This window comes from Streptomyces caatingaensis (assembly GCF_001187435.1).
In the GTDB taxonomy this organism is placed as follows: Bacteria; Actinomycetota; Actinomycetes; order Streptomycetales; family Streptomycetaceae; genus Streptomyces; species Streptomyces caatingaensis.
Genome location: NZ_LFXA01000011.1, coordinates 22512 through 45697, shown reverse-complemented (window position 1 = coordinate 45697; position 23186 = coordinate 22512). Strand labels below are relative to the sequence as shown.

Here is a 23186-nt window from a genome sequence, read left to right as displayed (position 1 = left end):
GATACCGGCAAATCCTTCCCCTCCCCGTGAAAGCACATGCTCGATGCGTATCGGCCACCCCGCACACTCCTCGGTCTTCCCGCCCCGAGCATGCAAAAAGTGGCCGTCCTGCGGTTACTTGAAAGCTGCACCTTGCTTCGTCGTTGCCCCGGCCGGGCATCGGCGACATCCTAAGCACATCCAAATGATCGATTTTGGCTTCCGCCGGGGAGTTTTTCCAGGGTGGTTCCGGCCCGGAATACCCGCCCGCACACGCCGCTCCGGACATCGGATCCGCGCCGCCCCGCGGAGTTCGGACGGCCGCCGGCCCGGGAACGTAACCGGATGCCACCGAGGTCCCGGACCGTGGGAGGTCGTCGTGCGCCGCTGGTTGCGTACCGTGCCGGCCGTCGTTCTCGTCGTCGCGCCGCTCGGGGGGTGCGGGGATCCGGGGGGCGATCCGGACACGGTGAAGGTGGTGTATCAGCGCAGTACGGACAACAAGTACCGGATCATGGACGACTATCTGGCGGGCGTGAAGGCGGAGTTTGAGCGCGCGCATCCGGGGAAGCGGCTGAGGCTGATGCCCGTGCAGGCGGGGGAGAGCGACTACGCGGTCAAGGTGCAGCAGATGATGCGGTCGCCGCGGACGGCGCCGGATCTGGTGCGGGAGGACTCGGCGGTCCTCGACTCGGACGTGGCGAGCGGGTACTTGAGACCGCTGGACGACAAGCTGGCCGGGTGGGCGGACTGGGCCCGGTACCTGCCCGCCGCGAAGGAGCCGGTGCGGGCGGAGGACGGGCGGACGTACGGGGTGCCGGACGGCACGGACACGCGGGGGCTGTGGTTCAACAAGGAGCTGTTCGCCCGCGCCGGGCTGCCCACGGACTGGCGGCCGCGGTCCTGGCGGGACGTCCTCGACACCGCCCGCACCCTCAAGCGCCGCCTCCCCGGGGTGATCCCCTTCCACCTCTACACGGGCAAGGGACCGGGCGAGGCGACGTCGATGCAGGGCTTCGAGATGCTGCTGTACGGGACGGGGAGGGATCCGCTCTACGACCCCGGCCGGAAGAAGTGGCTGACGGGGAGCCGGGGGTTCCGGGACGCGCTGGAGTTCGTCCGCACCGTGTACGCCGAGGAGCTCGGCCCCGAGCCCGCCGACGCGCTCGACCCCGCGGTGAGCACCCGTGTCAGCACCGACTGGCTGCCCTCGGGGCGGCTCGCGATCGCCCTCGACGGCAACTGGCTCCCCAAGGTCTGGGAGCGGAACGGCGCCCGCCCGTGGCCCGGTTGGGAGCGGGTGATGGGCCGCGCCGCCTTCCCCACGCGGGACGGCGCGGCGCCCGGCCGGGTCAGCCTCTCCGGCGGCTGGACCTGGGCGATCAGCGCGCGCTCGCGCAAGGCGGACCTGGCCTGGCAGGTGATCGAGACGCTGCAGTCGCGGCGGAACGCGCTGGAGTGGACCGTGCGCGACGGGCAGATCGCGGTCCGGGACGACGTCGCGGCGGACCCCGCGTACCGTTCGTACGTCCCTGGCATCGCCTTCTTCACCGCGCTGGTGCCGTACACGCGCCACCGCCCGGCGCTGCCGGTCTACCCCCAGGTCTCCGGGGCGATCCAGGAGGCGACGGAGGCGGTCGCCACCGGGGACGCGTCCGTGGCCGGGGCGGCCCGGGACTACGACGAGGCGCTGCGCTCCTTCGCCGACACGGCGGCGGAGGGCGGCTCGTGAACGGCCGTCGCCCGGTACTGCGCTGGCTGCCGCTCGCCCCGGCGACGGTCCTGATGCTGCTCTTCCTCGCCGGGCCCGTCGTGTGGTGCGTGCTCCTCGCCTTCACCGACACGCGGCTGACCGGGCAGTCGTCAGCGTCCTGGGTGGGCCTGGCCAACTTCCGGCACGCGTTCGTCGACGCGGGGTTCCGCAACGCGGTCGTGCTCACGGTCGTCTTCACGGCCGGGTCCTCGATCGTCGGCCAGAACGCGCTGGGCTTCGCGCTGGCCGCGCTGATGCGGCGGGCGTCGCGGCCGGTGCGCACGCTGACCGGTACGGTCGTCGTCGCGGCCTGGGTCCTTCCCGAGATCGTCGCGGGCTTCCTCCTCTACACCTTCTTCCACCGCCGCGGCACGCTCAACGCGATCCTTTCCCAGCTCCATCTCCCGCCGCAGAACTGGCTGTTCACCCTGCCCCTCCTCGCCGTGTCCCTCGCCAACGTGTGGCGCGGGACGGCGTTCTCGATGCTGGTCTACTCGGCCGCGCTCGCCGAGATCCCGCGGGACGTCCACGAGGCGGCCCTCGTGGACGGCGCGACGGGTCTGCGCCGCTTCTGGCACATCACCCTCCCCCTCCTCCGCCGCTCCATCGGCACCAACCTCATGCTCAACACCCTCCAGACCCTGTCGGTTTTCGGCCTCATCTGGGCCATGACCCGCGGCGGCCCCGCCGCCCGCAGCCAGACCCTCCCCGTCTTCATGTACGACCAGGCGTTCCTCAAGTCGCTGATCGGCTACGGGACGGCGGTGGCGCTGCTTCTGCTGGTGGTGGGGGCGGTGTTCTCGGGGGTGTATCTGCGGTTGTTGCGGGAGGAGGGGTGAGGTGAGGAGCCGGCGGGGAGGCCGTCGGCCCGGACGAGCGGAGGGGGCGCAAATCGGCCACCGCTCCCCCTTTCCGTCCAGAATTCGCCTCGGGGATTACTCCGCGAATACACTCGACCCCGCTCCGTCCGCAGCGAGCGTACCGCCTTACCATCGGCCCGGGCCTTTTTCAGGTGTCATCCGCACCTCGAAAAGCCATAGGCCCGGGTGTAGAAAAGGAGTCACTTCATGGACGCGGAGGTCCTCCGCCAGATGCTCACCGAGCGTCGGGCGGCCATCAAGCCCGAGAGCCTTGGCCTGATACGCCTCGACCCTCGGGGCAGGAAGTCCCCCGGGCTGACCCAGGCCCAGATGGACGACCTGCTCCTCCGTGCACCCGGTACCTACGGAAAGCTGGAGCGTGGGGTCCTGGACAACCCGACTCCCGAATACTTGCGGGACGTTGCGGACATCCTGGGGCTCACGGAGGAGGAATGGGTCGTCTTCTACGGATACGCGCGGGGGGAACAACCGCCGTACCCCCTCACCAGGGACGGCGAGGTGAGCGTACCCGCCCACTGGATGCAGACGATGAACGCCTTCTCGGGCATCTCCTACCTCTGCGACCTGGAATGGAACGTCCTCGCCTACAACGAGGCGTTCGCCGCGATCTTCCCGGGCCGGCGCGCCCCGCACAACACCATGCACTGGATGCTGTTCCACGAGGACGCGCGCAGCCGGGTGCTGACCGACTGGGAGAAGAGCTGGGCGCCGCTCGTCGCTCCCCAACTGCGCGCCGCCCTCGCCCAGGACAGCAAGAACCCGACCCTCCGCGCACTGGCCGAGCAGTGTCTGGCCGACCCCAGGACCCGGGACATGTACACGAGCATCCCCCCGGGGCACGCCCACCCCGACGGGGCGGAGCGGCCGCTGCACCACACGGAACTGGGTCCGGGATGGGTGACCATCTCGGTGTGCAAGCCGATGGGTTCCTGGGGAACGGTGCTCTACAAGCTGCTGTTCCGGCCCGAAGGGACTCCCCGGCCGCCCGCGTTGCCGAGTCGCTGGCCCGTGGCGGGACGCGATCCGGCCGGACTCTTCCCGGCGCTGTCACCACGGTCGCAGGCGCGGGCGGATCAGTCGCACCAGACGCCGTGACAGGCGGCGGCGAAGAACCCCGGACCGAAGGCGGTCAGCAGCCCGGGCGCTCCCGGCTCCGGCGGTTCCCGGTAGGTGCGGGCCAGGACGTCCAGCACGGACACACCGCCGAGGTTGCCGCACTCCTCCAGGCTGTCCCAGGAGTGGCGCAACACCTTGTCCTCGACGCGGAGTTCCCTGGCCGCGTCCTCCAGGATGCGCGGACCGCCGGCGTGGACGGCGGTCCATTCGGGATGCCGTCCTCCTTGGCGCTCCAGCCAGCGGAGGAGCGGCGCCATCACCTCGGCGGCGGCACCGGCGCCCTTGGGCGTGGACTCGAAGTGGAGGCCCAGTTCGTCCACCGTACACCAGTACCGGTCGAGGCTGTCCGAGAGCAGGTACTCCCAGGACCTGTCGATACGGAATCCGGGGCCGAGCGGCACGTCGGTGACGACGCACGCCCCGGCGCCGTCCCCGAACAGCGCCTTGTAGATCATGGATCCGAGTGTGTCGTCCTCGTGACGGTAGACGGTGCTGAGCGTCTCGGCGGCGACGACGAGCACCCGGCTGCCGGGGTAGGCGGTGACGTCGTCGGCGGCGCGCACCAGGGCCTGGGCGCCGCCGCCGCAGCCCAGCGAGGCCATCGGGGTCCGGCGCACGTCGGGCCGCAGGCCCAGCGCGTTGACCAGGTGGACGTCGAGGCCCGGCGTCGTCCAGGACGTGGTGTGGCTGGTGACGAGCGCGTCGATGTCCGACAGTTCCAGGCCGGCGTTGGCGACGGCCTCCCGGGCGGCCTCTTCGGCGAGCCGCGCGGAGTCCTCGAAGGCCACGAGGTTCCGCTCCGCGATGGTGGCCGAGCCGGAGACCGTGGGTGAGGCGAGGGGGCGCGTGAACCTGCGGGTGTGCACACCGGCGGCCTTCGCCACCCTCAAGTAGGTGGTCAGGCGCGGATGGTGGGTGTGATGGCGGGCGATGTCGTCACAGATGTCGTCCAACGTGACCACGTGTTCGGGCAGGGCTATGGCGGGGCGCGCAACGAATGCGGACAACGGACCCTCCACGGATCGGTGAGGCGGGTAACTGGCCCAGGCCGCAGGGGAGTTAAATCCCCCGCGTCTGTGTCGGGAGTTTTCTTGTTCACGGCGCTCGCAGAACGGTCTGGGGGGCGTTCCGGCGTTCTTCGCCCGGATGAAAAATCATCACCATCAGGCGCACGCGGGGATGGGACAGCGGTTCGGCCGCGCAGAGCGTCACCCAGCCCTTTCCGAGTTCCGCGTGATTCAAGGGCCGTTCGTCGCCGTCGGGATGGGCGAACGCGCCGCCACCACCCGCTTTGTACAGCGGCCCGGCGATCGGATCCGCGAGGATGTCCGCCTCCAGCTCGGCGAGGATCTCGTCGTGCGGCAGCGCCGCGACGGCGGCCCTCATCTGCGGCAGGGCCATCGGCAGCCAGTGGTCCTCCCAGCCTGCGAGCACGTCGCGGGCGGAGGGGTCGAGCACCATCCAGCGCATGGTGTTCGCACAGACCTTCCGGCCGGGGAACATCGCCGCGAAGGCGTCGTTGTACGTCACGACCTGCCAGCTCTGGTCGCTGATGTACGCCATGTGCGAGATGCTCTGCACCACCGTTCCCCACGCGTCGCGCACCTCCGTGCCGGAGGTCGGGTGGAGGGGGGTGGGAGGGTCGCGGTGCATGGTGTAGAGCCAGAGCAGCGTCCACTCGTGTTCGTTGAACGCCAGCAGCCGGGCCACATCCCGCAATAATTCCTCGGGCGGGTTCGGATAGTTTCCCGCTTCCAAACGGTTGTACGTCCCGTGAGTGCGGTGCAACAGTTGGTCCATCTGCGATTGGCTCAGACCAGGTGCGCGTCGTCCCTGTCGCGAGGGACGGGTCAGCCCGTACTCTTCCGGGGTAACGGCGGCCCTGCGCTCGCGCAAGAGTTGCTGGAGCGCTCCTTTGTCCATGTGCTCCCCCCTTACCACGGCCCACCCGCAAAAGGAAGCCGCTTTCGTCGCATGATTTTTCCGGGGAAAAGTTCCCCGAAGTAATGATCGCACCCCTCCTGCATCATCGAACCCAGGGTTCGGCCTACGGGGGTGATCGAACCCTTTCCTCGCGCACCGCGAGTAACCCAGTTGTTACGGGAGGGGAAGATGCGGTCATCGTTCGACGGGAAATGGCGGCAGTGGGCGGAGTTGATACGGCGGCAGTTACCACGTTCCGGTTTACGCCCCCGCTCCGGGCCTCTCTTCACGGCTTGCGACGTTAGCCCCACCGCCGCCGGCTGAAAAGACGCCCCCGCGAAGTGACGGCCGGCCTTCCGAGCACCGCGGGACGGACCCCCGGTCCTCGACCGCCGTCACCGCCTGCCTCTCGGCACGGCAAGCAGGAAATCCCCTGCCCTTCGGGGCAGTTGAAACGGCCGGCAGCGGACCCCCCACGCCGCACCCGCCGGGCCGGCGGCACCCTCCCCCAGGGGCGCCCCCGCCCGGCCCGCGCCCCGGGGGCGCGCTACGGACGGGGTGCGACCGCCACGCAGGTCGCGATCGCGGTCTCCCCCTTCGCCGTCTGCTCCTTGATGACCTTGCCCTGGTGGAGGATGCGGCAGGTGACCGGGCCGGCGCCGGCGTCGCCGGCCGCGGCCGTCGCCATGACGCTCGGGGGCGTCATGTCCTTGAGGGTGACCGTCGCCCGCCACGGGGACCGGGGGGAGGACACCGACTTCTGCGCGGCGCCGCCGTTCTCGTACTCGACGGACTCCAGCGGGCGGTCCGCGGTGACCTCGTAGGTGACCTCGAAGGGCGCGTTGGCCTGCTTCTCGACCTCCTGGACGGCCTTCTTCACGGAGTCCCCGGAGCCGTCGGAGGAGCATCCGGCCGAGGCGGCCACGGTGACGAAGGAGGCGAGGGAGACGAGAGAGAGCGTTGCGAGGCGGGCAGGGCGAACGGAACGGGGGGCGGGGCGCTTCACGGAACGGCAGATCCTTCGGGGTGGACAGAGGGGGAAGCGGGCAAGGGGCCGACGCGGACTGCGGCAGGAGCGAGCCTGATCTAAACGCAAAGCGAAGGTAAAGACAAGCCCAAGCCCCGACCGGCCGTCCGCCCGCCTACGCCGCGGCCGCCGGCTGGTCCGGCCGGATCACCGCGAACGCCGCTCCGAACGGATCCGCGATCCAGGCGATCCGCCCGACCCCGGCCACGTCCGCCGGAGTCATCGGCACCGAACCACCGCCGCTCTCCGCCGCGGAGCCCACCGCGTCCGGGTCGCCGACGCAGAAGTACGGGATCCAGCGCGCCCGCTCGCCCCGCTGGAGCGGTGCCATGCCGCCGAAGGACGCCTCCTGCTGGTCGCCCTCGGCGGTGGACAGGACCTTGTAGACCAGCCCGGGCACCTCCATGTCGACGGAGCGCCAGCCGAACACGCCGCGGTAGAAGGCGTATGCGGCGGTCGGGTCGGGGACGTGCGCCTCGACCCAGCACAGCGCGTTGTCCTCGGAGACCCGCTCCAGGCCGCCGACCCCGGCCGGCTGCCAGACGGCGAAGTCCGCCCCGCCGGGGTCGGTGAAGCAGCCCATGCGCCCGGCCTCCATGACGTCGAACGGTGCGACGCGGACCGTACCGCCGCTCATCTCCACGGACTTGGCCGTGGCGTCCGCGTCCGGGGTCCGGAAGTACACGGTCCAGGCGGACGAGGCGCCCTCCTCCGTCAGCGGGCCGAGGGCGGCGACCGTCGCGCCGTCCGCGCGGAAGAAGCCGTAGCCGCCCGACCCGGGGCCCGCGGGGACGAAGTCCCAGCCGAGGACGGAGGCGTAGAAGGCGGCGGCCCGCCCGGTGTCGGGGCTGCCCAGGTCGATCCAGGTGGGCGCCCCGGTGGCGAAGTCGGTGGTGAGCATGGGGAACGCGCCCCCTCTCCGCAGGCGACGGCACTCTCCGTCCCAGTCTGGCACCGGGCCCCGTCCCCCGCCCGGTCGCCGAACCCGGACGGCGGGGCGACGATGGAAGGGATGGATGGAGTGTGCCCCGCCCGGGCGTCGAGGCGCACCGGCGGGGCACCCGCACGGAGAACGGACTACGAGAACGGACTACGAGAACGGAGCAGAGAACGCAGCACCGGAGAGGCGCACCGCCCCGAACAGGAGGGACACCATGACCACGGCCAAGGACATCATGCACGAGGGCGCACAGTGGATCCCCAAGACGGAGTCGCTGCTGCACGCCGCGCAGCGGATGCGCCGGCTCCACGTCGGCGCGCTGCCCGTCAGCGACGAGAACGAGCGGCTGTGCGGGATCATCACCGACCGCGACATCGTCGTGAAGTGCGTGGCCGAGGGCCACGACCCGTCGCAGTGCACCGCCGGCGACATCTGCGAGGGCACACCGCGCTGGATCGACGCCAACGCCAGCGTGGAGGAGGTCGTCCACGAGATGGGCACCCACCACATCCGCCGGCTCCCGGTGATCGAGAACAAGAAGCTCGTCGGGATGATCAGCGAGGCGGACGTGGCGCGGAGCCTGCCGGAGGACAAGGTGCACGCGTTCGCGGCACAGGTCTACCAGGCGCCGCCGCAGACGTGAGGCGGACGGGCGGCGGGCGCCGGGCCCGGCGCCTCACGCCGGCGAGCCGCCGTCCACGTCGAGGACCGCGCCGGTCACGAACGACGCCTGGGGGCCGGCCAGGACCGGCGGACGAGGCGTAGCCGATCGCGACGTCCGCCCCGCCCCGGCCGGCATTCGCGCCGTCGCCGCCCCGGTCCCCCGCGAACCCCCGGTGACGAGCGCGACCTTGCCGCGGAGCACCTTGCCGAGCCCACGGCGCGCGCCGTCGCGGAAGCGCTGCTCCGCGGGACGGCCGCCGCCGCGACGGCCGGGGACGCCCCGGGGTGCCTGATGGTGCACGGCGCGCTCGCCACCGGCGACCAGGCCGGCGCCGTCCGCGACGAGACAGCCGCCCGGCGGCGCGCCTCCGAGGCCGCGCTGCGCCGCCGCTTCGAACAGGCCCGGCGGGACGGGGACTTGGCCGAGGACGCCGACGCCGGGGGCCGGCCCGGTACGTGTGCCTGGTCCGGTACGGCATCGCCGTGCAGGCGGCGGGCGGGGCGACGGCGGAGGAACTGCACCGCGCGGTGGATGTCGCGATGAACGCCTTCCCCGCGCCCTGACCGCGTCGCTACCCTCCGGGCAGTGGAGGTGCCATGCGTCGGCCCGTGCGTCTGCGGCTCCTTGCCCGCCCCACCCGCCGCCGGCTCGCCGCGGACGCGGCGCTCGCCGTCGTGTGCGGCGCGTTCGCGCTGCCGCTGCTGTGGCTGGTGCTGGCGTCGGTGGACGGGCGGGCGGGGCTGAGCGTACGGGCGCCCTCGCCGGTGACGGCGGAGAACTTCTCCGCCGTCCTGACCGACGAGATCACGTTCACACCGATGCTCAACAGCCTGCTGCTGTGCGGCGGGGGAACCGCGCTGACGGTGGCCTGCGCCGCCCTCGCCGCGTACCCCCTCTCGCGCTTCCGCTCCCGCCTCGTGCGTCCGTACCTGCTGACCGTCCTGTTCACCACCTGCCTCCCGATCACCGCGATCATGGTGCCGGTCTACGGGCTGTTCGTCCGGGTGAACCTCATCGACACCATGGGCGGCACGATCCTCTTCCTGTCCGCCGCCCAACTCCCCTTCGCCATCTGGCTGATGAAGAACTTCATGGACGGCGTCCCCCGTTCCCTGGAGGAGGCCGCCTGGACGGACGGCGCGGGCTGGCTGCGCACGCTGACGGGGGTCGTGCTGCCGCTGATGGGGCGCGGTGTGGGGGTCGTCGCGGTCTACTGCTTCGCGCTGATGTGGGGGAACTTCTTCGTCCCCTTCCTTCTGCTGCTCTCCCCCGACCGGCTTCCCGCCTCCGTCACGGTCTTCACCTTCTTCGGCAGCTACGGGCAGGTGGCGTACGGGCAGCTCGCCGCGTTCTCGATCCTCTACTCGACGCCGGTGGTGCTGCTGTACGGGGTGCTGTCGCGGCGGGTGGGCGGGGGGTTCGCGCTGGGGGGTGCGCTGAAGGGCTGAGCCCGGGATCCCGCCCGGTTGTCCCTCTCCCCTCCCCCACCCCGTCCGTCTCAAGGACTACGCCGCCCCCTTCCCCACCCCAAAGGGGGACCTCGCATTCCGGTCCCTCGGCCGACGCCGGGGCGCGCCCCGGCCCGGAGGATGGGAAGCGATCCCCGCCCCGATCCGAGGAGCACCCATGCCCGCAGCCGCCCCGCCGGCCACCCCCCGAGCCCGCACCGTCGTCGCCCGTGCGACCGCCCTGAGCAAGGTCTACGGCCACGGGGAGACCCGGGTGACCGCACTCGACTCGGTCTCGGTCGAGTTCCACCGGGCGGAGTTCACGGCGATCATGGGCCCCTCCGGTTCCGGCAAGTCGACGCTCATGCACTGCATGGCCGGCCTCGACACCGTCTCCTCCGGCTCCGCCCGCATCGGCGACACCGAACTCGCCTCGCTCGGCGACCGGCAGCTGACCCGGCTCCGCCGCGACAAGGTGGGCTTCGTCTTCCAGGCGTTCAACCTCCTGCCGACCCTCACGGCGCTGGAGAACATCACCCTGCCGATGGACATCGCCGGCCGCAGGCCGGACCCGGAGTGGCTCGGCCAGATCGTGACGACGCTCGGCCTCTCCGGCCGCCTCGGCCACCGCCCGAACCAGCTCTCCGGCGGCCAGCAGCAGCGCGTCGCCGTGGCCCGCGCGCTCACCGCCAAGCCGGAGATCATCTTCGCGGACGAGCCGACGGGCAACCTCGACTCCCGCTCCGGCGCCGAACTCCTCGGCTTCCTCGCGGAGTCGGTCCGGGCCCTCGAACAGACCGTCGTCATGGTGACGCACGACCCGGTGGCCGCCTCGTACGCGGACCGCGTCCTCTTCCTCGCGGACGGCCGCATCGTCGACGAGCTGCATCGCCCGACCGCGGACGCGGTCCTCGACCGCATGCGGAGCCTTCCCGGGGCACACGCCCCGGACCCCCGCTCCTGAGGCCACGGGCCGTACCGGCCAAGGCCACCGAGCGCCCCGACCACCACCCACAGGACACCCGTTGCTGCGCACAGCCCTCCGCAACCTCCTCGCCCACAAGGCCCGCCTGCTCATGACCGCCCTCGCGGTCCTCCTGGGCACCGCCTTCGTCTCCGGCACCCTCGTCTTCAGCGACTCCGTCGGCTCCGCGTTCCGCAACAGGACGGCGAAGAGCCTCGACGACGTCGCCGTCTCCGTGACGGCGGGCGGCGGCCCGGCGGACACCGGCCGGCTCGACGCCAGGGCCGCGGCCGCGGTCCGCGCGGTCCCCGGCGTCACACGCGTCCGCCCGTCCGTCCACGGCACCGTCACCGTCGCCGACAGGGACGGCAACCCCGCCGGCCGCGAATGGGGCAGCCAGGGCGCCAACTACAGCCCCGACGACGGCGGAAAGGACGGCAAGGACAGCCGCTATCCGCTCCGCACCGGCCGCGGCCCCTCCGCCCCCGACGAGGTCGCCCTCGACGCGCGGACGGCGGAGCGGACCGGCGCCCGGCTCGGCGGCACCGTCCGCCTCGCCGTCGACGGACCGGTGATCACCAAGAAGCTCGTCGGCACGGTCGGCACCGACGACCCCCGCGTCGAGTCCGGCGGCAGCCTCGCGCTCTTCGACACCCGGACCGCTCAGCAACTCCTCGGCACCAAGGGCGAGTTCACCGAGCTCGTCGTCTCGGCCGCGCCCGGCACCGACCAGGACGCCCTGGCCGCGAAGGTGCGCGCCGCCCTTCCCCAGGGCCTCCAGGCCCAGAGCGGCAAGGCCCTCGCCGCCGAGCAGTCGAAGGTGATCGACAAGGAGACCAAGTCGATCCGGAACACCTTCCTCGTGTTCGCCGGCATCGCCCTCTTCGTCGGCGTCTTCATCATCGCCAACACCTTCACCATGCTCATCGCCCAGCGCACCCGGGAGATCGCGCTGCTGCGCGCGGTGGGCGCCTCGCGCCGGCAGGTGGTGCGCTCGGTGCTCATCGAGGCGGGGGTGCTCGGCCTCGTCGCGTCCGCCGTCGGCTTCGTCCTCGGCCTCGGTATCGCCGTCGGCCTGCGCTCCGTCCTCGACGCGAACGGTGCGAGCCTGCCGGACGGCCCGCTGGTGATCGAGCCGTCGGCCGTGCTCTCCGCCCTCGCGGTCGGCACCGCGGTGACCGTCCTCGCCGCCTGGCTGCCCTCCCGCAAGGCCGCACGCATCGCCCCGGTCGAGGCCCTGTCCGCGGTGGACCAGCCGGCGGCCCCCCGCAGCCTGGTCCTGCGCAACGCCATCGGCGGCGTCCTCACCGCGCTCGGCGTCGCGATCATGCTGTACGTCACGACGATCCGCGACTCCAGCGGGCTCCAGACGGCGATGGCGGGCTCGGCGCTCACCCTCACCGGCGTGATCGTCCTGGCCCCGCTGCTCTCCCGCCCGTTCGTCGCCCTCTTCGGCCGGCTCACCGCCCGCTTCTCCGGCGTCAGCGGCACGCTCGCCCGCCGCAACGCGCTCCGCAACCCGCGCCGTACGGCCGCGACCGCCTCGGCGCTGATGATCGGCCTCACCCTCATCACCGGCTTCACCGTGGTCGCGATCTCCGCCGACCGGGGCGTCGACCGGATGGGCGCCCAGGACCTGACCGCCGACTACAAGGTCACCTCCACCGGCTTCGGCGGCATGTCCCCCGAGGTCGCGCGGACCCTGGGCGGGCAGCCGGGCGTCGACGCCGCCGTCCCGATCCGGATGACCGGCTTCACGTCGCACGGCGCCCCCGCCGGCCTGCGCACCACGAACCTCGGGTCACTCACCAAGGTCACGGACCTCAAGGTGCGCGAAGGTTCCCTCGCGGCGGTGCGCGGCACGTCCGTCGCCGTCTCCGACGAGTACGCCGAACAGCGCGCGCTGCGCGTCGGTTCGTCCCTCCCCATGGAGTTCTACGACGGCAAGAAGGCCACCGCGCGCGTCGCCGCCGTCTACGCGAAGAACGACGTCCTCAGCGACGCCCTCGCCGCGCCCTCCTTCGTCAACCCCCACCTGGACAAGGTGCTCGACCAGGAAGTGCTGGTGAAGGCCGCCCCCGGCGCGTCCGGCGACCTCCCCGCCACCCTGCGCAAGGCGCTCGGCGCCAACCCGATCATGAAGATCCAGAGCCGGGACGACCTGCGGCGCGAGAGCGCGGGCAACATCGACGACGTCCTCTACCTGATGTACGGCCTGCTGGGCATGGCCGTCGTCATCGCGGTGATCGGCGTCGTCAACACCCTGGCCATGTCCGTCTTCGAGCGCACCCGCGAGATCGGCATGCTCCGCGCGATCGGCCTGGCGCGCGCCGGGGTGCGGAGCATGGTGCGCCTGGAGTCCGTGATGATCGCGATGTTCGGCGCGGTGCTCGGCGTCGGCCTGGGCGTCTTCCTCGCCTGGTCGGGCGGCCACCTGCTGCGCTCCTCGTTCCCGCAGTACGAGATGGTCGTCCCCTGGGCCCGCATCGGCGTCTTCCTCCTCCTCGCCCTCGCGGTCGGCGTCCTGGCCGCGGTCTGGCCGGCGCGGCGGGCGGCGCGGCTGAACGTGCTGGAGTCCATCGGCAGCCAGTGAGCGCCGCGGGCGCGGCGGGCGCGGGGCGCCCGCCGCGCCCGGCCCTCGTACGCCCCCGGCCCCACCGTCGCGGTACCGGCTGTTTGCCCCGCCGGAACGAGGGAACTCGTCGCGCACCTGCGGGCTCTCCCGAGCCCCGGATCTTCCCCCGGAGGCGCGAGGTACCCGGAGATGAGCACTCAGCAGCCGCGCGAGAACGGAATACGCCGGAGAAACCTGCTGGCCGTGGCCGCGCTGACCCCCGCGGCCACGGCGCTGGCGTTCCCCGGCTCCGCCGCTGAGCCGGGCCGGACGGGCCGCGCGGCGGCCCCCGTGGCCTCGAACCTCTCCACCTGGTCCGGCGTCGCCTCGGCCCTCGGCCGCGGCGGCAACATGATCCGCGGCCTCTACTACCACACGCCCTTCCCCCGCTGGGACCTCCACGTCGTCTCCCACGGCGTCACCGTCACCCCCGGCCTCGCCCTCGGCTCGCACGTCTCGTTCGTCCGCTACGACGACGGGAGCACCCTCGTCATGGGCGACATGATCGTCACGGAGTGCCGGCTGCAACGGCTCAACGACGCGTTGCACGAGCACGGATTCGCGCAGACCGCCATCCACAAGCATCTGCTGGCGCACGACCCGCCCCTGTGGTGGACGCACATCCACCGGCACGGCCACGACCCCGTCCACCTGGCCCACGGCCTGCGTGCCGTCGTCCGGGCGACCGGCACCCCGCCCCCTCCCCCGCCGGCCCGGCCGCGCCCGCTCGACCTCGACACGGCCGGCATCGACGCGGCGCTCGGCGTCCCCGGCACCACGGCCAACGGCGTCCACGTCTGCACCTTCATCCGCCGCGAGACCGTCGTCGACCACGGCCGCGCCCTCCCGCCGGGCCTCGGCGCCACCACGGCCTTCACCTTCCAGCCGCTGGGCGGCGGACGCGCCGCGCTCAGCGGCGACTTCGCCATGGTCGCCGGCGAAGTGCACGACGTCCTCGTCGCGTTGCGCCGCGGTGCGATCGACCTCGTCGAGCTGCACAACCACGGCCTCACCGAGGAGCCGCGCCTCTTCTTCGTCCACCTCTGGGCCACCGGCGACCCCGTCGCCCTCGCCCGGTCCCTCCGCCGGGCCGTCTCGCTGACGAACGTCGCCCCCGCGCCAGGGTCCTAGTCCGTGTCCCTGACCGTCAGCCCGACGTGCTGCGCCAGGGCCGGGGCCAGGTCGAACAGCTGAGGGCTGCTGATCACCGCCCCCTTGAGGGCCTCCACCGACCTGATCCCCAGCGAGACGGCCCCGCGCAGATCCACCCGCGACAGCTTCGCCCGCGCGAAGTCCACGCGCTCCAGCGTCGTGCCCGGGAACGACACGTCGGTCAGCGTCGCGCCGCCGAAGTCCACGTCCCTCAACAGGCAGTCCACGAAGTCTACTTCACGCAGCGCGGCCACCCGCAGGTTCACCGAGTCGAATTTGCAGTGGTGGAACACCACGCGCCGCATCTCCGCCCCGTGGATCTCCGCTCCCGCGAGCAGCCCCGCCCCGCACTCCACGTCCAGCCATCTGCTCTCGGCGAAGTCGCTGCCCACGGCACGGAGATGGTGCAGCCACACGCCGTCGAACAACGTCCGCCGGTACCGCCCCCGCGTGAACGTCACCGACGACAGCGCGGACTCCGTGAAGTGCGCACTGCCCCCGTCGACCTCATCGAACTCCCGCCCGTCGACGTGCACCCACTCGTACGAGCGCTCCCGCTCCAGCTCCCCGCCGAACGGCTCCAGCCGATGGGCGTACGGCAGATCGGCGAGCTCTCGGGGCTCGGGCACGCGGCGCATGGCATTTCCTCCCGGGGTCGTAGAAACCTCCCCCGGACCCGATCCTGCATCACCGGGGAACGCCTCCATGCTTACCCGCGCCGGCCCCGTCCGCCCAATCGGCCCGAGGCCCCCGAGAGGCGCCCCGGAACGGCTCCGTCACGCCGACCCGCACCCCTTATTCCCTCACAAAGGGGGCAAATGCCTCCCTCGGATGGCGCTCCTCCCACCCTCCAGGACCGAGCGGCGACACCCCCGGATACGCCAACACGACTGGCTCCCTGCCGAGTTGACCGCTCAGCGCGAGCTGCGCATGTCGCCGCACCCGCGTTCACCCAAATTCATTCTGCGCTCCGGCCCGCAATGTGCCGTTTGAGGGGCCGGCGCTCTCCTCGCTTCCTGGCGAAGCCGGGTGATCATTGGGGCCGGGCCGGCCCCTGGAGAAAGGAGGCCAATGCGGGCCTCGGTATCAGGAATGCGGGGCCGTTGCGTTGTTTGGAGTCTCGAACGCCGATCCGTTCGGGGAGTTCGGCGACGGATACACAGGCTCCGGCGTTGTTCTCGTTGCTGTACGAGGATGTGAACCAGGGTTCTCGTCGGCTACTTCGAGAGCCGTCAGCTGAGCGTTGATGGTGATCGACCTCTCTGGCGAGTCGGTGCAGGAATTCGGGTGTCGCCGCCGGAGGCAGCGCCCCGTCACGCATGGCCTCGAACTTCCGCACGTAGCAGCGCGCTTCGCGCGACCTGCCCGTCACCGTCATCACGGATGATCCCTCTTCCATGGCCACCGGGTCGAGACCGGATTCAACCGCCACTACGACCCCGGACTCGGCCGGTACATCACGCCCGACCCCCTCGGGCTCGCCCCTTCGGCCAACCACTATGCCTACGTTCCCAACCCGTTCATTTTCACCGACCCGTTGGGGCTTGCAATCTGTTCTGCATAACCCAAAACCCGACGAACAGTCCACTTATGCGAGATCTTGAAAAGGCGATATACAACGCAGTGGCCGGTGATCCGGGGCGAAGGCGGCGGCCGTGGCCGCGCTCGTCCTCCGGGACGAACGGCGGCCGCCGGCCGCCCAGTTGGCGGCCTGTCCGGCGACGGACCGCACGCGGCCGTATCCGTCCCCGGCGGAGACCGTCGAGGGGCCGCCGCTGGACGGCAGGATGGTCGACGAGCTCCAGCGGGTCTACGCGGGCGACGACCCGGAGACCCTCCGCGCGTGGCGGATCTCCCCGCTGCCCGCCCCGGAGCTCGGCGGCGTCGCCCCGGCCGTCGTCGGGACGGCGGAGTACGACCCGCTGCGGGACGAGGGCCGGGCGTACGCCGAGGCCCTCGCACGGGCGGGAGTGGAGGTCTTCCACCGGACGTACGAGGGCCTGGCGCACGGCTTCATCGGCCTGTTCGAGCAGTCGCGGGCAGCGGACGCCGCGACGGCGGAGCTGTTCGCGGAGTTCGCGAACCGGCTGCGCGCCTGAGGGCTCAGAAGACGGACTCCGCCTCGTCCATCCGGTCCTCCGGCACCCGCTTCAGCTCGGTGATCGCGTCCGCGAGCGGCACCATCTCGATGCTGGTGCCGCGCAGCGCGGTCATCATGCCGAACTCGCCGCGGTGGGCGGCCTCGACCGCGTGCCAGCCGAAGCGGGTGGCGAGGACGCGGTCGTACGCGGTGGGGGTGCCGCCGCGCTGGACGTGGCCGAGGATGACCGGGCGGGCCTCCTTGCCGAGGCGGCGCTCCAGTTCGTGGGCGAGGGCGGTGCCGATGCCGGCGAAGCGCTCGTGGCCGAACTGGTCTATGGCGCCCTTCTGGTAGTTCATCGAGCCCTCGGCCGGGTGCGCGCCCTCGGCGACACAGATGACGGCGAACTTCTTGCCGCGGGCGAAGCGTTCCTCGACCATCTTGACGAGGTCGGCGGGGTCGAAGGGCCGCTCGGGCAGGCAGATGCCGTGGGCGCCGCCGGCCATGCCGGACTCGAGGGCGATCCAGCCGGCGTGGCGGCCCATGACCTCGACGACCATGACGCGCTGGTGGGACTCGGCGGTGGTCTTGAGGCGGTCGATGGCCTCGGTGGCGACGCCGACGGCGGTGTCGAAGCCGAAGGTGCGGTCCGTGGAGGAGATGTCGTTGTCGATCGTCTTGGGCACGCCGACGACGGGCAGGCCGGCGTCGGAGAGCATCCGGGCGGCGGTGAGGGTGCCCTCGCCGCCGATGGGGATGAGGACGTCGATGCCGTGCTCGCGGGAGAAGTCCTTGGCGTTCTCGCACGCCTCGCGGAGCCGGGCGCGCTCCAGGCGGGCGGAGCCGAGGATGGTGCCGCCGCGGGCCAGGATGCCGCTGACCGCGTCGAGGTCGAGCTTGCGGAAGCGGCCGTCGAGCAGGCCCTTGAAGCCGTCCTCGAAGCCGATGACCTCGTCACCGTGTTCCGCGATGGCACGGTGCACCACTGAGCGGATGACGGCGTTCAGGCCGGGGCAGTCGCCGCCCGCGGTGAGGACTCCGATGCGCATCGTGCTGTGTCTCCTGCTCGCTACTGGTACCTGTGAGCCGGACCCGATTGTTCCATGGGCCCGCCGGTGCTGGGCTTCCCCGGCCGTGTCCACGGCCCTGTCGGCAACCGCTTCCCACCGGGGCCCGCCTGACGCGCGCCTTATCCAGGGTCGCAGGTATTGTCAAGAGGGCAAGACCACCCTAACGGGTATTTTCACGGGCCGGGCAACGAACAGATGAACGGCCTGTACCCACCTCACGGCATGGAGCAAGGAGAGCACACGTGACGCGCAGCGTGTACGTGACCGGGACCGATCGCGGCGACGGACGCCAGGTCATCGAGCTGGGAGTCATGGAGCTCCTGACCCGCCAGGTCGACCGGGTGGGCGTCTTCCGCCCGCTCGTCCACGGGGACGGTCCGGACCGCCTCTTCGACCTGCTGCGGACCCGCTACCGGCTGGAACAGTCACCCGAAAGCGTCTACGGCCTGACCTACGGCGAGGCCGCCGCCCTCCAGGCCGAGAAGGGCACGGACGAGCTGGTCTCCCGCATCGTCGAGCGCTTCCACGCCGTCGCCCGGGAGTACGAGTACGTCCTCGTCCTCGGCACCGACTTCATCGGCAGCAACCTGCCGGACGAGCTCGCCCTCAACGCCCGCCTGGCCAACGAGTTCGGCGCCGCCGTGATCACCGTCGTCGGCGCCCAGGGCCAGGCCGCGGAGTCCGTACGGGCCGAGGCGCGCAACGCCTTCCGCGCCTACGAGGCGCTGGGCTGCGACGTCGTCGCCCTGATCGTCAACCGGGTGACGCCCGCCGACCGCGAGGCCGTGGCCGAGGGCCTGTCCGCCGGCCTGCCGGTGCCCTGCTACGCGCTGCCCGAGGAGGCGTCGCTCTCCGCCCCGACCGTCGCCCAGATCGTCCGCAAGCTGGGAGCCGACGTGCTGCTCGGCGACGAGGCGGGCCTGAACCGGGACGCGAAGAACTTCGTCTTCGGCGGCGCCATGCTCCCCGCCTTCCTCCCGGCCCTGACCGACGGCTGCCTGGTGGTCACCCCCGGCGACCGCGTCGACCTGATCGTCGGCGCGCTGGCCGCGCACAGCGCCGGCGCCCCGCCCATCGCCGGCCTGCTGCTCACCCTGGACGAGCGCCCCGGCCCGGACATCCTGGCCCTCGCCGACCGGCTCGCCCCCGGCACCCCGGTCGTCTCCGTGCCCGGCGGCTCCTTCCCGACCGCGGCCGAGCTCTTCGCCATCGAGGGCAAGCTCGACGGCTCGTCCCCGCGCAAGGCCGAGACCGCGCTCGGCCTCTTCGAGCGCAACGTCGACACCGGCGACCTGGCGGCCCGCATCTCCGTGGCCCGCTCCAGCCGCGTCACCCCGATGATGTTCGAGCACGAGCTCATCGAGCGCTCCCGCGCCGCCCGCCGCCGCGTCGTCCTGCCCGAGGGCACCGAGGAGCGGGTGCTGCGCGCCGCCGACGTGCTGCTGCGCCGCGACGTCTGCGACCTCACGCTGCTGGGCGAGGAGGACGCGATCCGCAAGCGCGCCGGCGAGCTCGGCATCGACCTGGGCGAGGCCCAGCTCATCGACCCGCAGACCTCGCCGCTGCGCGAGCGCTTCGCCGAGATCTACGCCAAGGCCCGCGCCCACAAGGGCATGACGCTGGAGCTGGCGTACGACGTCGTCGCCGACGTCTCGTACTTCGGCACGCTGATGGTCCAGGAGGGCCTGGCCGACGGCATGGTCTCCGGCGCGGTGCACTCCACCGCGGCCACCATCCGCCCCGCCTTCGAGATCATCAAGACCGCGCCGGGCGCGCAGATCGTCTCGTCGGTCTTCTTCATGTGCCTGGCCGACCGGGTGCTCGTCTACGGCGACTGCGCGGTCAACCCCGACCCGAACGCCGAGCAGCTCGCGGACATCGCCATCCAGTCCGCCGCGACCGCCACCCAGTTCGGCGTGGAGCCGCGGATCGCGATGCTCTCGTACTCCACCGGCACCTCCGGCTCCGGCGCGGACGTCGACAAGGTCCGCCGGGCCACCGAGCTGGTCCGCGAGCGCCGTCCCGACCTGCTGGTCGAGGGCCCGATCCAGTACGACGCCGCGGTGGACGCGGCCGTGGCCGCCACCAAGCTGCCGGGCTCCGAGGTCGCCGGCAAGGCCACCGTCCTGGTCTTCCCCGACCTCAACACGGGCAACAACACCTACAAGGCCGTGCAGCGCTCGGCCGGCGCCGTCGCGGTGGGCCCGGTCCTCCAGGGCCTGCGCAAGCCGGTCAACGACCTGTCGCGCGGCGCGCTCGTCCAGGACATCGTCAACACCGTCGCGATCACCGCCATCCAGGCCCAGGGCGAGCAGCGCGGCGACCGCGTCGAGCCGTGAGCCCCGGCATGCCCTCTGTTCCCCCCACCACGGAAAGCCCCATGACTGCCAACGCCAACGCGACCCGCGTCCTCGTCCTCAACTCCGGCTCCTCCTCGCTCAAGTACCAGCTGCTCGACATGGCGGACGGCGCCCGCCTCGCCGTCGGCCTGGTCGAGCGCATCGGCGAGGACACCTCGCGGCTGGCCCACACCCCGCTCGCGACCGGCGGCACCAAGCGCGAGATCACGGAGCGGATCGCCGACCACACCGCCGCGCTGAACGCCGTCGCCGCCGAACTGGCCGCCGACGGGCTGGGCCTGGACTCCCCCGAGCTGGCCGCGATCGGCCACCGCGTGGTCCACGGCGGGAGCGAGTTCACCGAGCCGACCCTGGTCACGGACGAGGTGCTGGCGCACATCGAGCGGCTGGTCCCGGTGGCCCCGCTGCACAACCCGGCCAACATCACCGGCATCCGCACCGCCCAGGCGCTCCGCCCCGACCTGCCGCAGGTCGCGGTCTTCGACACCGCCTTCCACACGACGATGCCGGAGCACGCGGCCCGCTACGCGATCGACACCGCGACCGCGGACGCGCACATGGTCCGCCGCTACGGCTTCCACGGCACCTCGCACGCCTACGTCTCCCGCGAGACGGCGAAGCTGCTGGGCAAGGACCCGTCCGAGGTCAACGTGATCGTCCTGCACCTGGGCAACGGCGCCTCCGCCTCCGCGGTCCGGGGCGGCCGCTGCGTGGACACCTCCATGGGCCTGACCCCGCTGGAGGGCCTGGTCATGGGCACCCGTTCCGGTGACATCGACCCGGCGGTCATCTTCCACCTGTCCCGCAACGCCGGGATGTCGACCGACGAGATCGACTCGCTCCTCAACAAGAAGAGCGGTCTGATCGGACTGTGCGGCGACAACGACATGCGCGAGATCCGCCGGCGGATCGACGAGGGCGACGAGCGGGCGAAGCTCGCCTTCGACGTGTACGTGCACCGGCTGAAGAAGTACATCGGCGCCTACTACGCCGTGCTGGGCAAGGTCGACGCGGTCGCCTTCACGGCGGGCGTGGGCGAGAACGCGGCGCCCGTCCGCGAGGCCGCCGTGGCCGGTCTGGAGGAGCTGGGCCTGGCCGTGGACGCGGAGCTCAACGCGCAGCGGGGCGACGCGGCGCGGCTGATCTCCCCCGAGTACGCCCGGGTCGCCGTCGCGGTCGTCCCGACCGACGAGGAGCTGGAGATCGCCACCCAGGCGTACGCCCTGGTCAGCGCCTGATTCCTCAAGGAATCCAGGCTTCCGCTCCTGTCCTTTCCCACAGCTCGAATATTCCGCTCCGAAACAAACCGATAGGATCTGCCCCATGCGCCGTTCCAAAATCGTCTGCACCCTGGGCCCCGCCGTCGACTCCTTCGAGAAGCTGAAGACGCTGATCGAGGCCGGCATGAACGTGGCCCGCTTCAACATGAGCCACGGCTCCCACACGGAGCACGAGGAGCGGTACCACCGCCTCCGCAAGGCCGCGGACGAGACCGGGCGCGCGATCGGCGTCCTGGCCGACCTCCAGGGCCCGAAGATCCGCCTGGAGACCTTCGCGGACGGCCCGGTGGAGCTGGTGCGCGGCGACGAGTTCACCATCACCACCGAGGACGTCCCCGGCGACAAGACCATCTGCGGCACGACCTACAAGGGCCTGCCGGGCGACGTCGCCAAGGGTGACCAGATCCTGATCAACGACGGCAACGTCGAGCTGCGCGTGACCGAGGTCGACGGCCCCCGGGTCAGGACCATCGTCATCGAGGGCGGCGTCATCTCCGACCACAAGGGCATCAACCTGCCCGGCGCGGCGGTCAACGTCCCGGCCCTGTCCGAGAAGGACGTCGAGGACCTCAAGTTCGCGCTCGCGATGGGCTGCGACATGGTGGCCCTGTCCTTCGTCCGCGACGCCAAGGACGTCCAGGACGTCCACCGCGTCATGGACGAGGTCGGCCGCCGCGTCCCGGTGATCGCCAAGGTCGAGAAGCCGCAGGCCGTCGAGAACATGCAGGAGGTCGTCATGGCCTTCGACGGTGTGATGGTGGCCCGTGGCGACCTGGCGGTGGAGTACCCGCTGGAGAAGGTCCCGATGGTGCAGAAGCGGCTCATCGAGATGTGCCGCCGCAACGCCAAGCCGGTGATCGTCGCGACCCAGATGATGGAGTCGATGATCACCAACTCCCGTCCCACGCGCGCCGAGGCGTCCGACGTCGCCAACGCGATCCTGGACGGGGCGGACGCGGTCATGCTCTCCGCCGAGTCCTCGGTCGGCGCCTACCCGATCGAGACGGTCAAGACGATGTCCCGCATCGTGGAGGCCGCCGAGCAGGAGCTCCTCTCCAAGGGCCTCCAGCCCCTGGTCCCCGGCAAGAAGCCGCGCACCCAGGGCGGTTCGGTCGCCCGCGCCGCCTGTGAGATCGCCGACTTCCTCGGCGGCAAGGCGCTGGTCGCGTTCACCAAGTCCGGTGACACGGCCCGCCGCCTGTCCCGCTACCGCACGGTCCAGCCGATCCTGGCCTTCACCACGGACGCCGCGACCCGCAACCAGCTCGCGCTGAGCTGGGGCGTCGAGACGTTCGTCGTCCCGCACGTGGACACCACGGACGCGATGGTCGACCTGGTCGACGCGGAGCTCCTGAAGCTCCACCGCTACAACGACGGCGACACGATGGTCATCACCGCCGGCTCGCCGCCCGGTGTCCCGGGCACGACGAACATGGTGCGGGTGCACCACCTGGGCGGGGAGAACCGCTAGTTCGCTGGTGCGTAGCACACGGCTGTGGCCGTCACCCTCACGGGGGTGACGGCCACAGCCGTTTCGTCTCCCGGACCGGCTCCCGGCTCCGGGACCACGTCGTTGCGTTGGTGCGCGGCTTGCCTTCCTGAGCCCCAAGAAGGCAAGCCTCAGCGCTCAGCCGGTTCAGTCCCCCACGAAGTACAAGTAACCGTGCCGCGCAATGGCCTGCTCCGCGAGGTCGATCACCTTGCTGATTGCCACAGTCCTGCGCTCATCGGGGGTCTCTCGCAACTCCTGCAAAAACGGCTCCAATTGGAGCTCATTGAACATGGTGTCACCCCATGGGTGGACCATGCGCATGAACGACCCATCAGGCGCATCCTTGCATGCCTCGATGAAGCTCTCATCAGCATCGTCGCAGACGTGCGCTATGCGCTCGTGCAGGCGGTTCTCCAGGTAGACACCCACTGCCATGGTTCTCC

The 23186-nt window shown here is 71.5% G+C and carries 20 protein-coding genes and 2 pseudogenes; 13 read left to right on the top strand and 9 right to left on the bottom strand.

Annotated features, from left to right (window positions below):
* The first annotated feature begins 457 nt into the window (after window positions 1-457).
* From AC230_RS17700 to AC230_RS17690, 3 genes are all read left to right on the top strand, one after another.
* Window positions 458-1711, top strand: a complete 1254-nt coding sequence (locus tag AC230_RS17700) for an extracellular solute-binding protein (protein ID WP_338399809.1) — start codon at window positions 458-460, stop codon at window positions 1709-1711.
* Between the two features lie 53 nt (window positions 1712-1764).
* Window positions 1765-2571 (top strand): carbohydrate ABC transporter permease, encoded by an 807-nt coding sequence (locus AC230_RS17695; RefSeq protein WP_049717472.1) that lies wholly within the window; start codon window positions 1765-1767, stop codon window positions 2569-2571.
* Window positions 2572-2799: 228 nt separating this feature from the next.
* A complete protein-coding gene (locus AC230_RS17690) occupies window positions 2800-3708 on the top strand; it encodes an MmyB family transcriptional regulator (protein WP_049717247.1) in 909 nt (302 codons plus the stop codon).
* On the opposite strand, the gene AC230_RS17685 is transcribed toward AC230_RS17690, so the two are convergent.
* The 4 genes from AC230_RS17685 to AC230_RS17670 all read right to left on the bottom strand — a co-directional run bounded on the left by AC230_RS17685 (window position 3687) and on the right by AC230_RS17670 (window position 7580).
* Window positions 3687-4736, bottom strand: coding sequence for a beta-ketoacyl-[acyl-carrier-protein] synthase family protein (locus AC230_RS17685; protein WP_049717246.1), 1050 nt, complete (start codon window positions 4734-4736; stop codon window positions 3687-3689). The genes AC230_RS17690 and AC230_RS17685 overlap by 22 nt on opposite strands.
* 88 nt (window positions 4737-4824) lie before the next feature.
* Entirely contained in the window at window positions 4825-5652 is an 828-nt protein-coding gene (locus AC230_RS17680) for an MmyB family transcriptional regulator (protein WP_078871342.1), read from the bottom strand.
* Between the two features lie 547 nt (window positions 5653-6199).
* Window positions 6200-6658, bottom strand: a complete 459-nt coding sequence (locus tag AC230_RS17675; protein ID WP_049717245.1) for an MmpS family transport accessory protein — start codon at window positions 6656-6658, stop codon at window positions 6200-6202.
* A 136-nt stretch (window positions 6659-6794) separates the two neighbouring features.
* The gene (locus AC230_RS17670; RefSeq protein WP_049717244.1) at window positions 6795-7580 is read right to left on the bottom strand and encodes a VOC family protein; all 786 of its coding nucleotides are present in this window, start codon (window positions 7578-7580) and stop codon (window positions 6795-6797) included.
* 253 nt (window positions 7581-7833) lie between these two features.
* Between AC230_RS17670 and AC230_RS17665 the strand changes: the two genes are divergently transcribed.
* On the top strand, window positions 7834-8262 hold the full coding sequence (locus AC230_RS17665) for a CBS domain-containing protein (protein WP_049717243.1): 429 nt from the start codon (window positions 7834-7836) through the stop codon (window positions 8260-8262).
* Window positions 8263-8295: 33 nt separating this feature from the next.
* Here the strand turns inward: AC230_RS17665 and AC230_RS30360 are convergent, their stop codons facing one another.
* On the bottom strand, window positions 8296-8583 hold the full coding sequence (locus AC230_RS30360) for an SDR family oxidoreductase (RefSeq protein WP_053161233.1): 288 nt from the start codon (window positions 8581-8583) through the stop codon (window positions 8296-8298).
* A 296-nt stretch (window positions 8584-8879) separates the two neighbouring features.
* On the opposite strand from AC230_RS30360, the gene AC230_RS17655 reads away from it, so the two are divergent.
* The 4 genes from AC230_RS17655 (at window position 8880) to AC230_RS17640 (ending at window position 14440) form a co-directional block, all read left to right on the top strand.
* Window positions 8880-9731 (top strand): carbohydrate ABC transporter permease, encoded by an 852-nt coding sequence (locus AC230_RS17655; RefSeq protein ID WP_049717242.1) that lies wholly within the window; start codon window positions 8880-8882, stop codon window positions 9729-9731.
* 178 nt (window positions 9732-9909) lie between these two features.
* Complete coding sequence (locus AC230_RS17650; RefSeq protein ID WP_049717241.1) at window positions 9910-10695, top strand: ABC transporter ATP-binding protein; 786 nt, start codon at window positions 9910-9912, stop codon at window positions 10693-10695.
* 61 nt (window positions 10696-10756) lie between these two features.
* The gene (locus AC230_RS17645; RefSeq protein ID WP_049717240.1) at window positions 10757-13288 is read left to right on the top strand and encodes an ABC transporter permease; all 2532 of its coding nucleotides are present in this window, start codon (window positions 10757-10759) and stop codon (window positions 13286-13288) included.
* 171 nt (window positions 13289-13459) lie between these two features.
* On the top strand, window positions 13460-14440 hold the full coding sequence (locus AC230_RS17640; RefSeq protein WP_049717239.1) for a DUF1259 domain-containing protein: 981 nt from the start codon (window positions 13460-13462) through the stop codon (window positions 14438-14440).
* On the opposite strand, the gene AC230_RS17635 is transcribed toward AC230_RS17640, so the two are convergent.
* Both AC230_RS17635 and AC230_RS31215 read right to left on the bottom strand, forming a co-directional pair.
* Window positions 14437-15099, bottom strand: a complete 663-nt coding sequence (locus AC230_RS17635; RefSeq protein WP_049717238.1) for a pentapeptide repeat-containing protein — start codon at window positions 15097-15099, stop codon at window positions 14437-14439. The two genes, AC230_RS17640 and AC230_RS17635, sit on opposite strands and share 4 nt — an antisense overlap.
* 395 nt (window positions 15100-15494) lie before the next feature.
* Complete coding sequence (locus tag AC230_RS31215; protein ID WP_078871374.1) at window positions 15495-15782, bottom strand: DUF397 domain-containing protein; 288 nt, start codon at window positions 15780-15782, stop codon at window positions 15495-15497.
* A 90-nt stretch (window positions 15783-15872) separates the two neighbouring features.
* Here AC230_RS31215 and AC230_RS34690 point away from each other — a divergent pair.
* A pseudogene (locus tag AC230_RS34690) lies at window positions 15873-16016 on the top strand (RHS repeat-associated core domain-containing protein); the annotation flags it as partial.
* A gap of 94 nt (window positions 16017-16110) precedes the next feature.
* Window positions 16111-16560, top strand: a pseudogene (locus tag AC230_RS17630) (alpha/beta hydrolase fold domain-containing protein); the annotation flags it as partial.
* Window positions 16561-16564: 4 nt separating this feature from the next.
* Here AC230_RS17630 and AC230_RS17625 read toward each other — a convergent pair.
* Window positions 16565-17590, bottom strand: coding sequence for an ATP-dependent 6-phosphofructokinase (locus tag AC230_RS17625; RefSeq protein WP_049717236.1), 1026 nt, complete (start codon window positions 17588-17590; stop codon window positions 16565-16567).
* 263 nt (window positions 17591-17853) lie between these two features.
* Here AC230_RS17625 and pta point away from each other — a divergent pair, with 263 nt between their 5' ends.
* From pta to pyk, 3 genes are all read left to right on the top strand, one after another.
* Window positions 17854-19950: a phosphate acetyltransferase gene (pta, locus tag AC230_RS17620; RefSeq protein WP_049717235.1), complete on the top strand. Its 2097-nt coding sequence runs from the start codon at window positions 17854-17856 to the stop codon at window positions 19948-19950.
* 41 nt (window positions 19951-19991) lie between these two features.
* Window positions 19992-21209 (top strand): acetate kinase, encoded by a 1218-nt coding sequence (locus tag AC230_RS17615; RefSeq protein WP_049717234.1) that lies wholly within the window; start codon window positions 19992-19994, stop codon window positions 21207-21209.
* A gap of 85 nt (window positions 21210-21294) precedes the next feature.
* Entirely contained in the window at window positions 21295-22722 is a 1428-nt protein-coding gene (pyk, locus tag AC230_RS17610) for a pyruvate kinase (RefSeq protein WP_049717233.1), read from the top strand.
* A 165-nt stretch (window positions 22723-22887) separates the two neighbouring features.
* On the opposite strand, the gene AC230_RS17605 is transcribed toward pyk, so the two are convergent.
* Window positions 22888-23178, bottom strand: a complete 291-nt coding sequence (locus AC230_RS17605) for a hypothetical protein (protein ID WP_157868594.1) — start codon at window positions 23176-23178, stop codon at window positions 22888-22890.
* Window positions 23179-23186: the final 8 nt, after the last annotated feature.

Excerpts from the sequence above, each read along its gene's own strand:
- AC230_RS17625 (WP_049717236.1), bottom strand. The coding sequence starts at position 17,590 with ATGCGCATCGGAGTCCTCACCGCGGGCGGCGACTGCCCCGGCCTGAAC.
- AC230_RS17690 (WP_049717247.1), top strand. The coding sequence starts at position 2,800 with ATGGACGCGGAGGTCCTCCGCCAGATGCTCACCGAGCGTCGGGCGGCC.
- AC230_RS17605 (WP_157868594.1), bottom strand. The coding sequence starts at position 23,178 with ATGGCAGTGGGTGTCTACCTGGAGAACCGCCTGCACGAGCGCATAGCG.
- AC230_RS17695 (WP_049717472.1), top strand. The coding sequence starts at position 1,765 with ATGCTGCTCTTCCTCGCCGGGCCCGTCGTGTGGTGCGTGCTCCTCGCC.
- AC230_RS17665 (WP_049717243.1), top strand. The coding sequence starts at position 7,834 with ATGACCACGGCCAAGGACATCATGCACGAGGGCGCACAGTGGATCCCC.
- AC230_RS17640 (WP_049717239.1), top strand. The coding sequence starts at position 13,460 with ATGAGCACTCAGCAGCCGCGCGAGAACGGAATACGCCGGAGAAACCTG.
- pyk (WP_049717233.1), top strand. The coding sequence starts at position 21,295 with ATGCGCCGTTCCAAAATCGTCTGCACCCTGGGCCCCGCCGTCGACTCC.
- AC230_RS31215 (WP_078871374.1), bottom strand. The coding sequence starts at position 15,782 with ATGCGTGACGGGGCGCTGCCTCCGGCGGCGACACCCGAATTCCTGCAC.
- AC230_RS17655 (WP_049717242.1), top strand. The coding sequence starts at position 8,880 with ATGCGTCGGCCCGTGCGTCTGCGGCTCCTTGCCCGCCCCACCCGCCGC.
- AC230_RS17670 (WP_049717244.1), bottom strand. The coding sequence starts at position 7,580 with ATGCTCACCACCGACTTCGCCACCGGGGCGCCCACCTGGATCGACCTG.
- AC230_RS17650 (WP_049717241.1), top strand. The coding sequence starts at position 9,910 with ATGCCCGCAGCCGCCCCGCCGGCCACCCCCCGAGCCCGCACCGTCGTC.
- AC230_RS17615 (WP_049717234.1), top strand. The coding sequence starts at position 19,992 with ATGACTGCCAACGCCAACGCGACCCGCGTCCTCGTCCTCAACTCCGGC.
- AC230_RS17680 (WP_078871342.1), bottom strand. The coding sequence starts at position 5,652 with ATGGACAAAGGAGCGCTCCAGCAACTCTTGCGCGAGCGCAGGGCCGCC.
- AC230_RS17635 (WP_049717238.1), bottom strand. The coding sequence starts at position 15,099 with ATGCGCCGCGTGCCCGAGCCCCGAGAGCTCGCCGATCTGCCGTACGCC.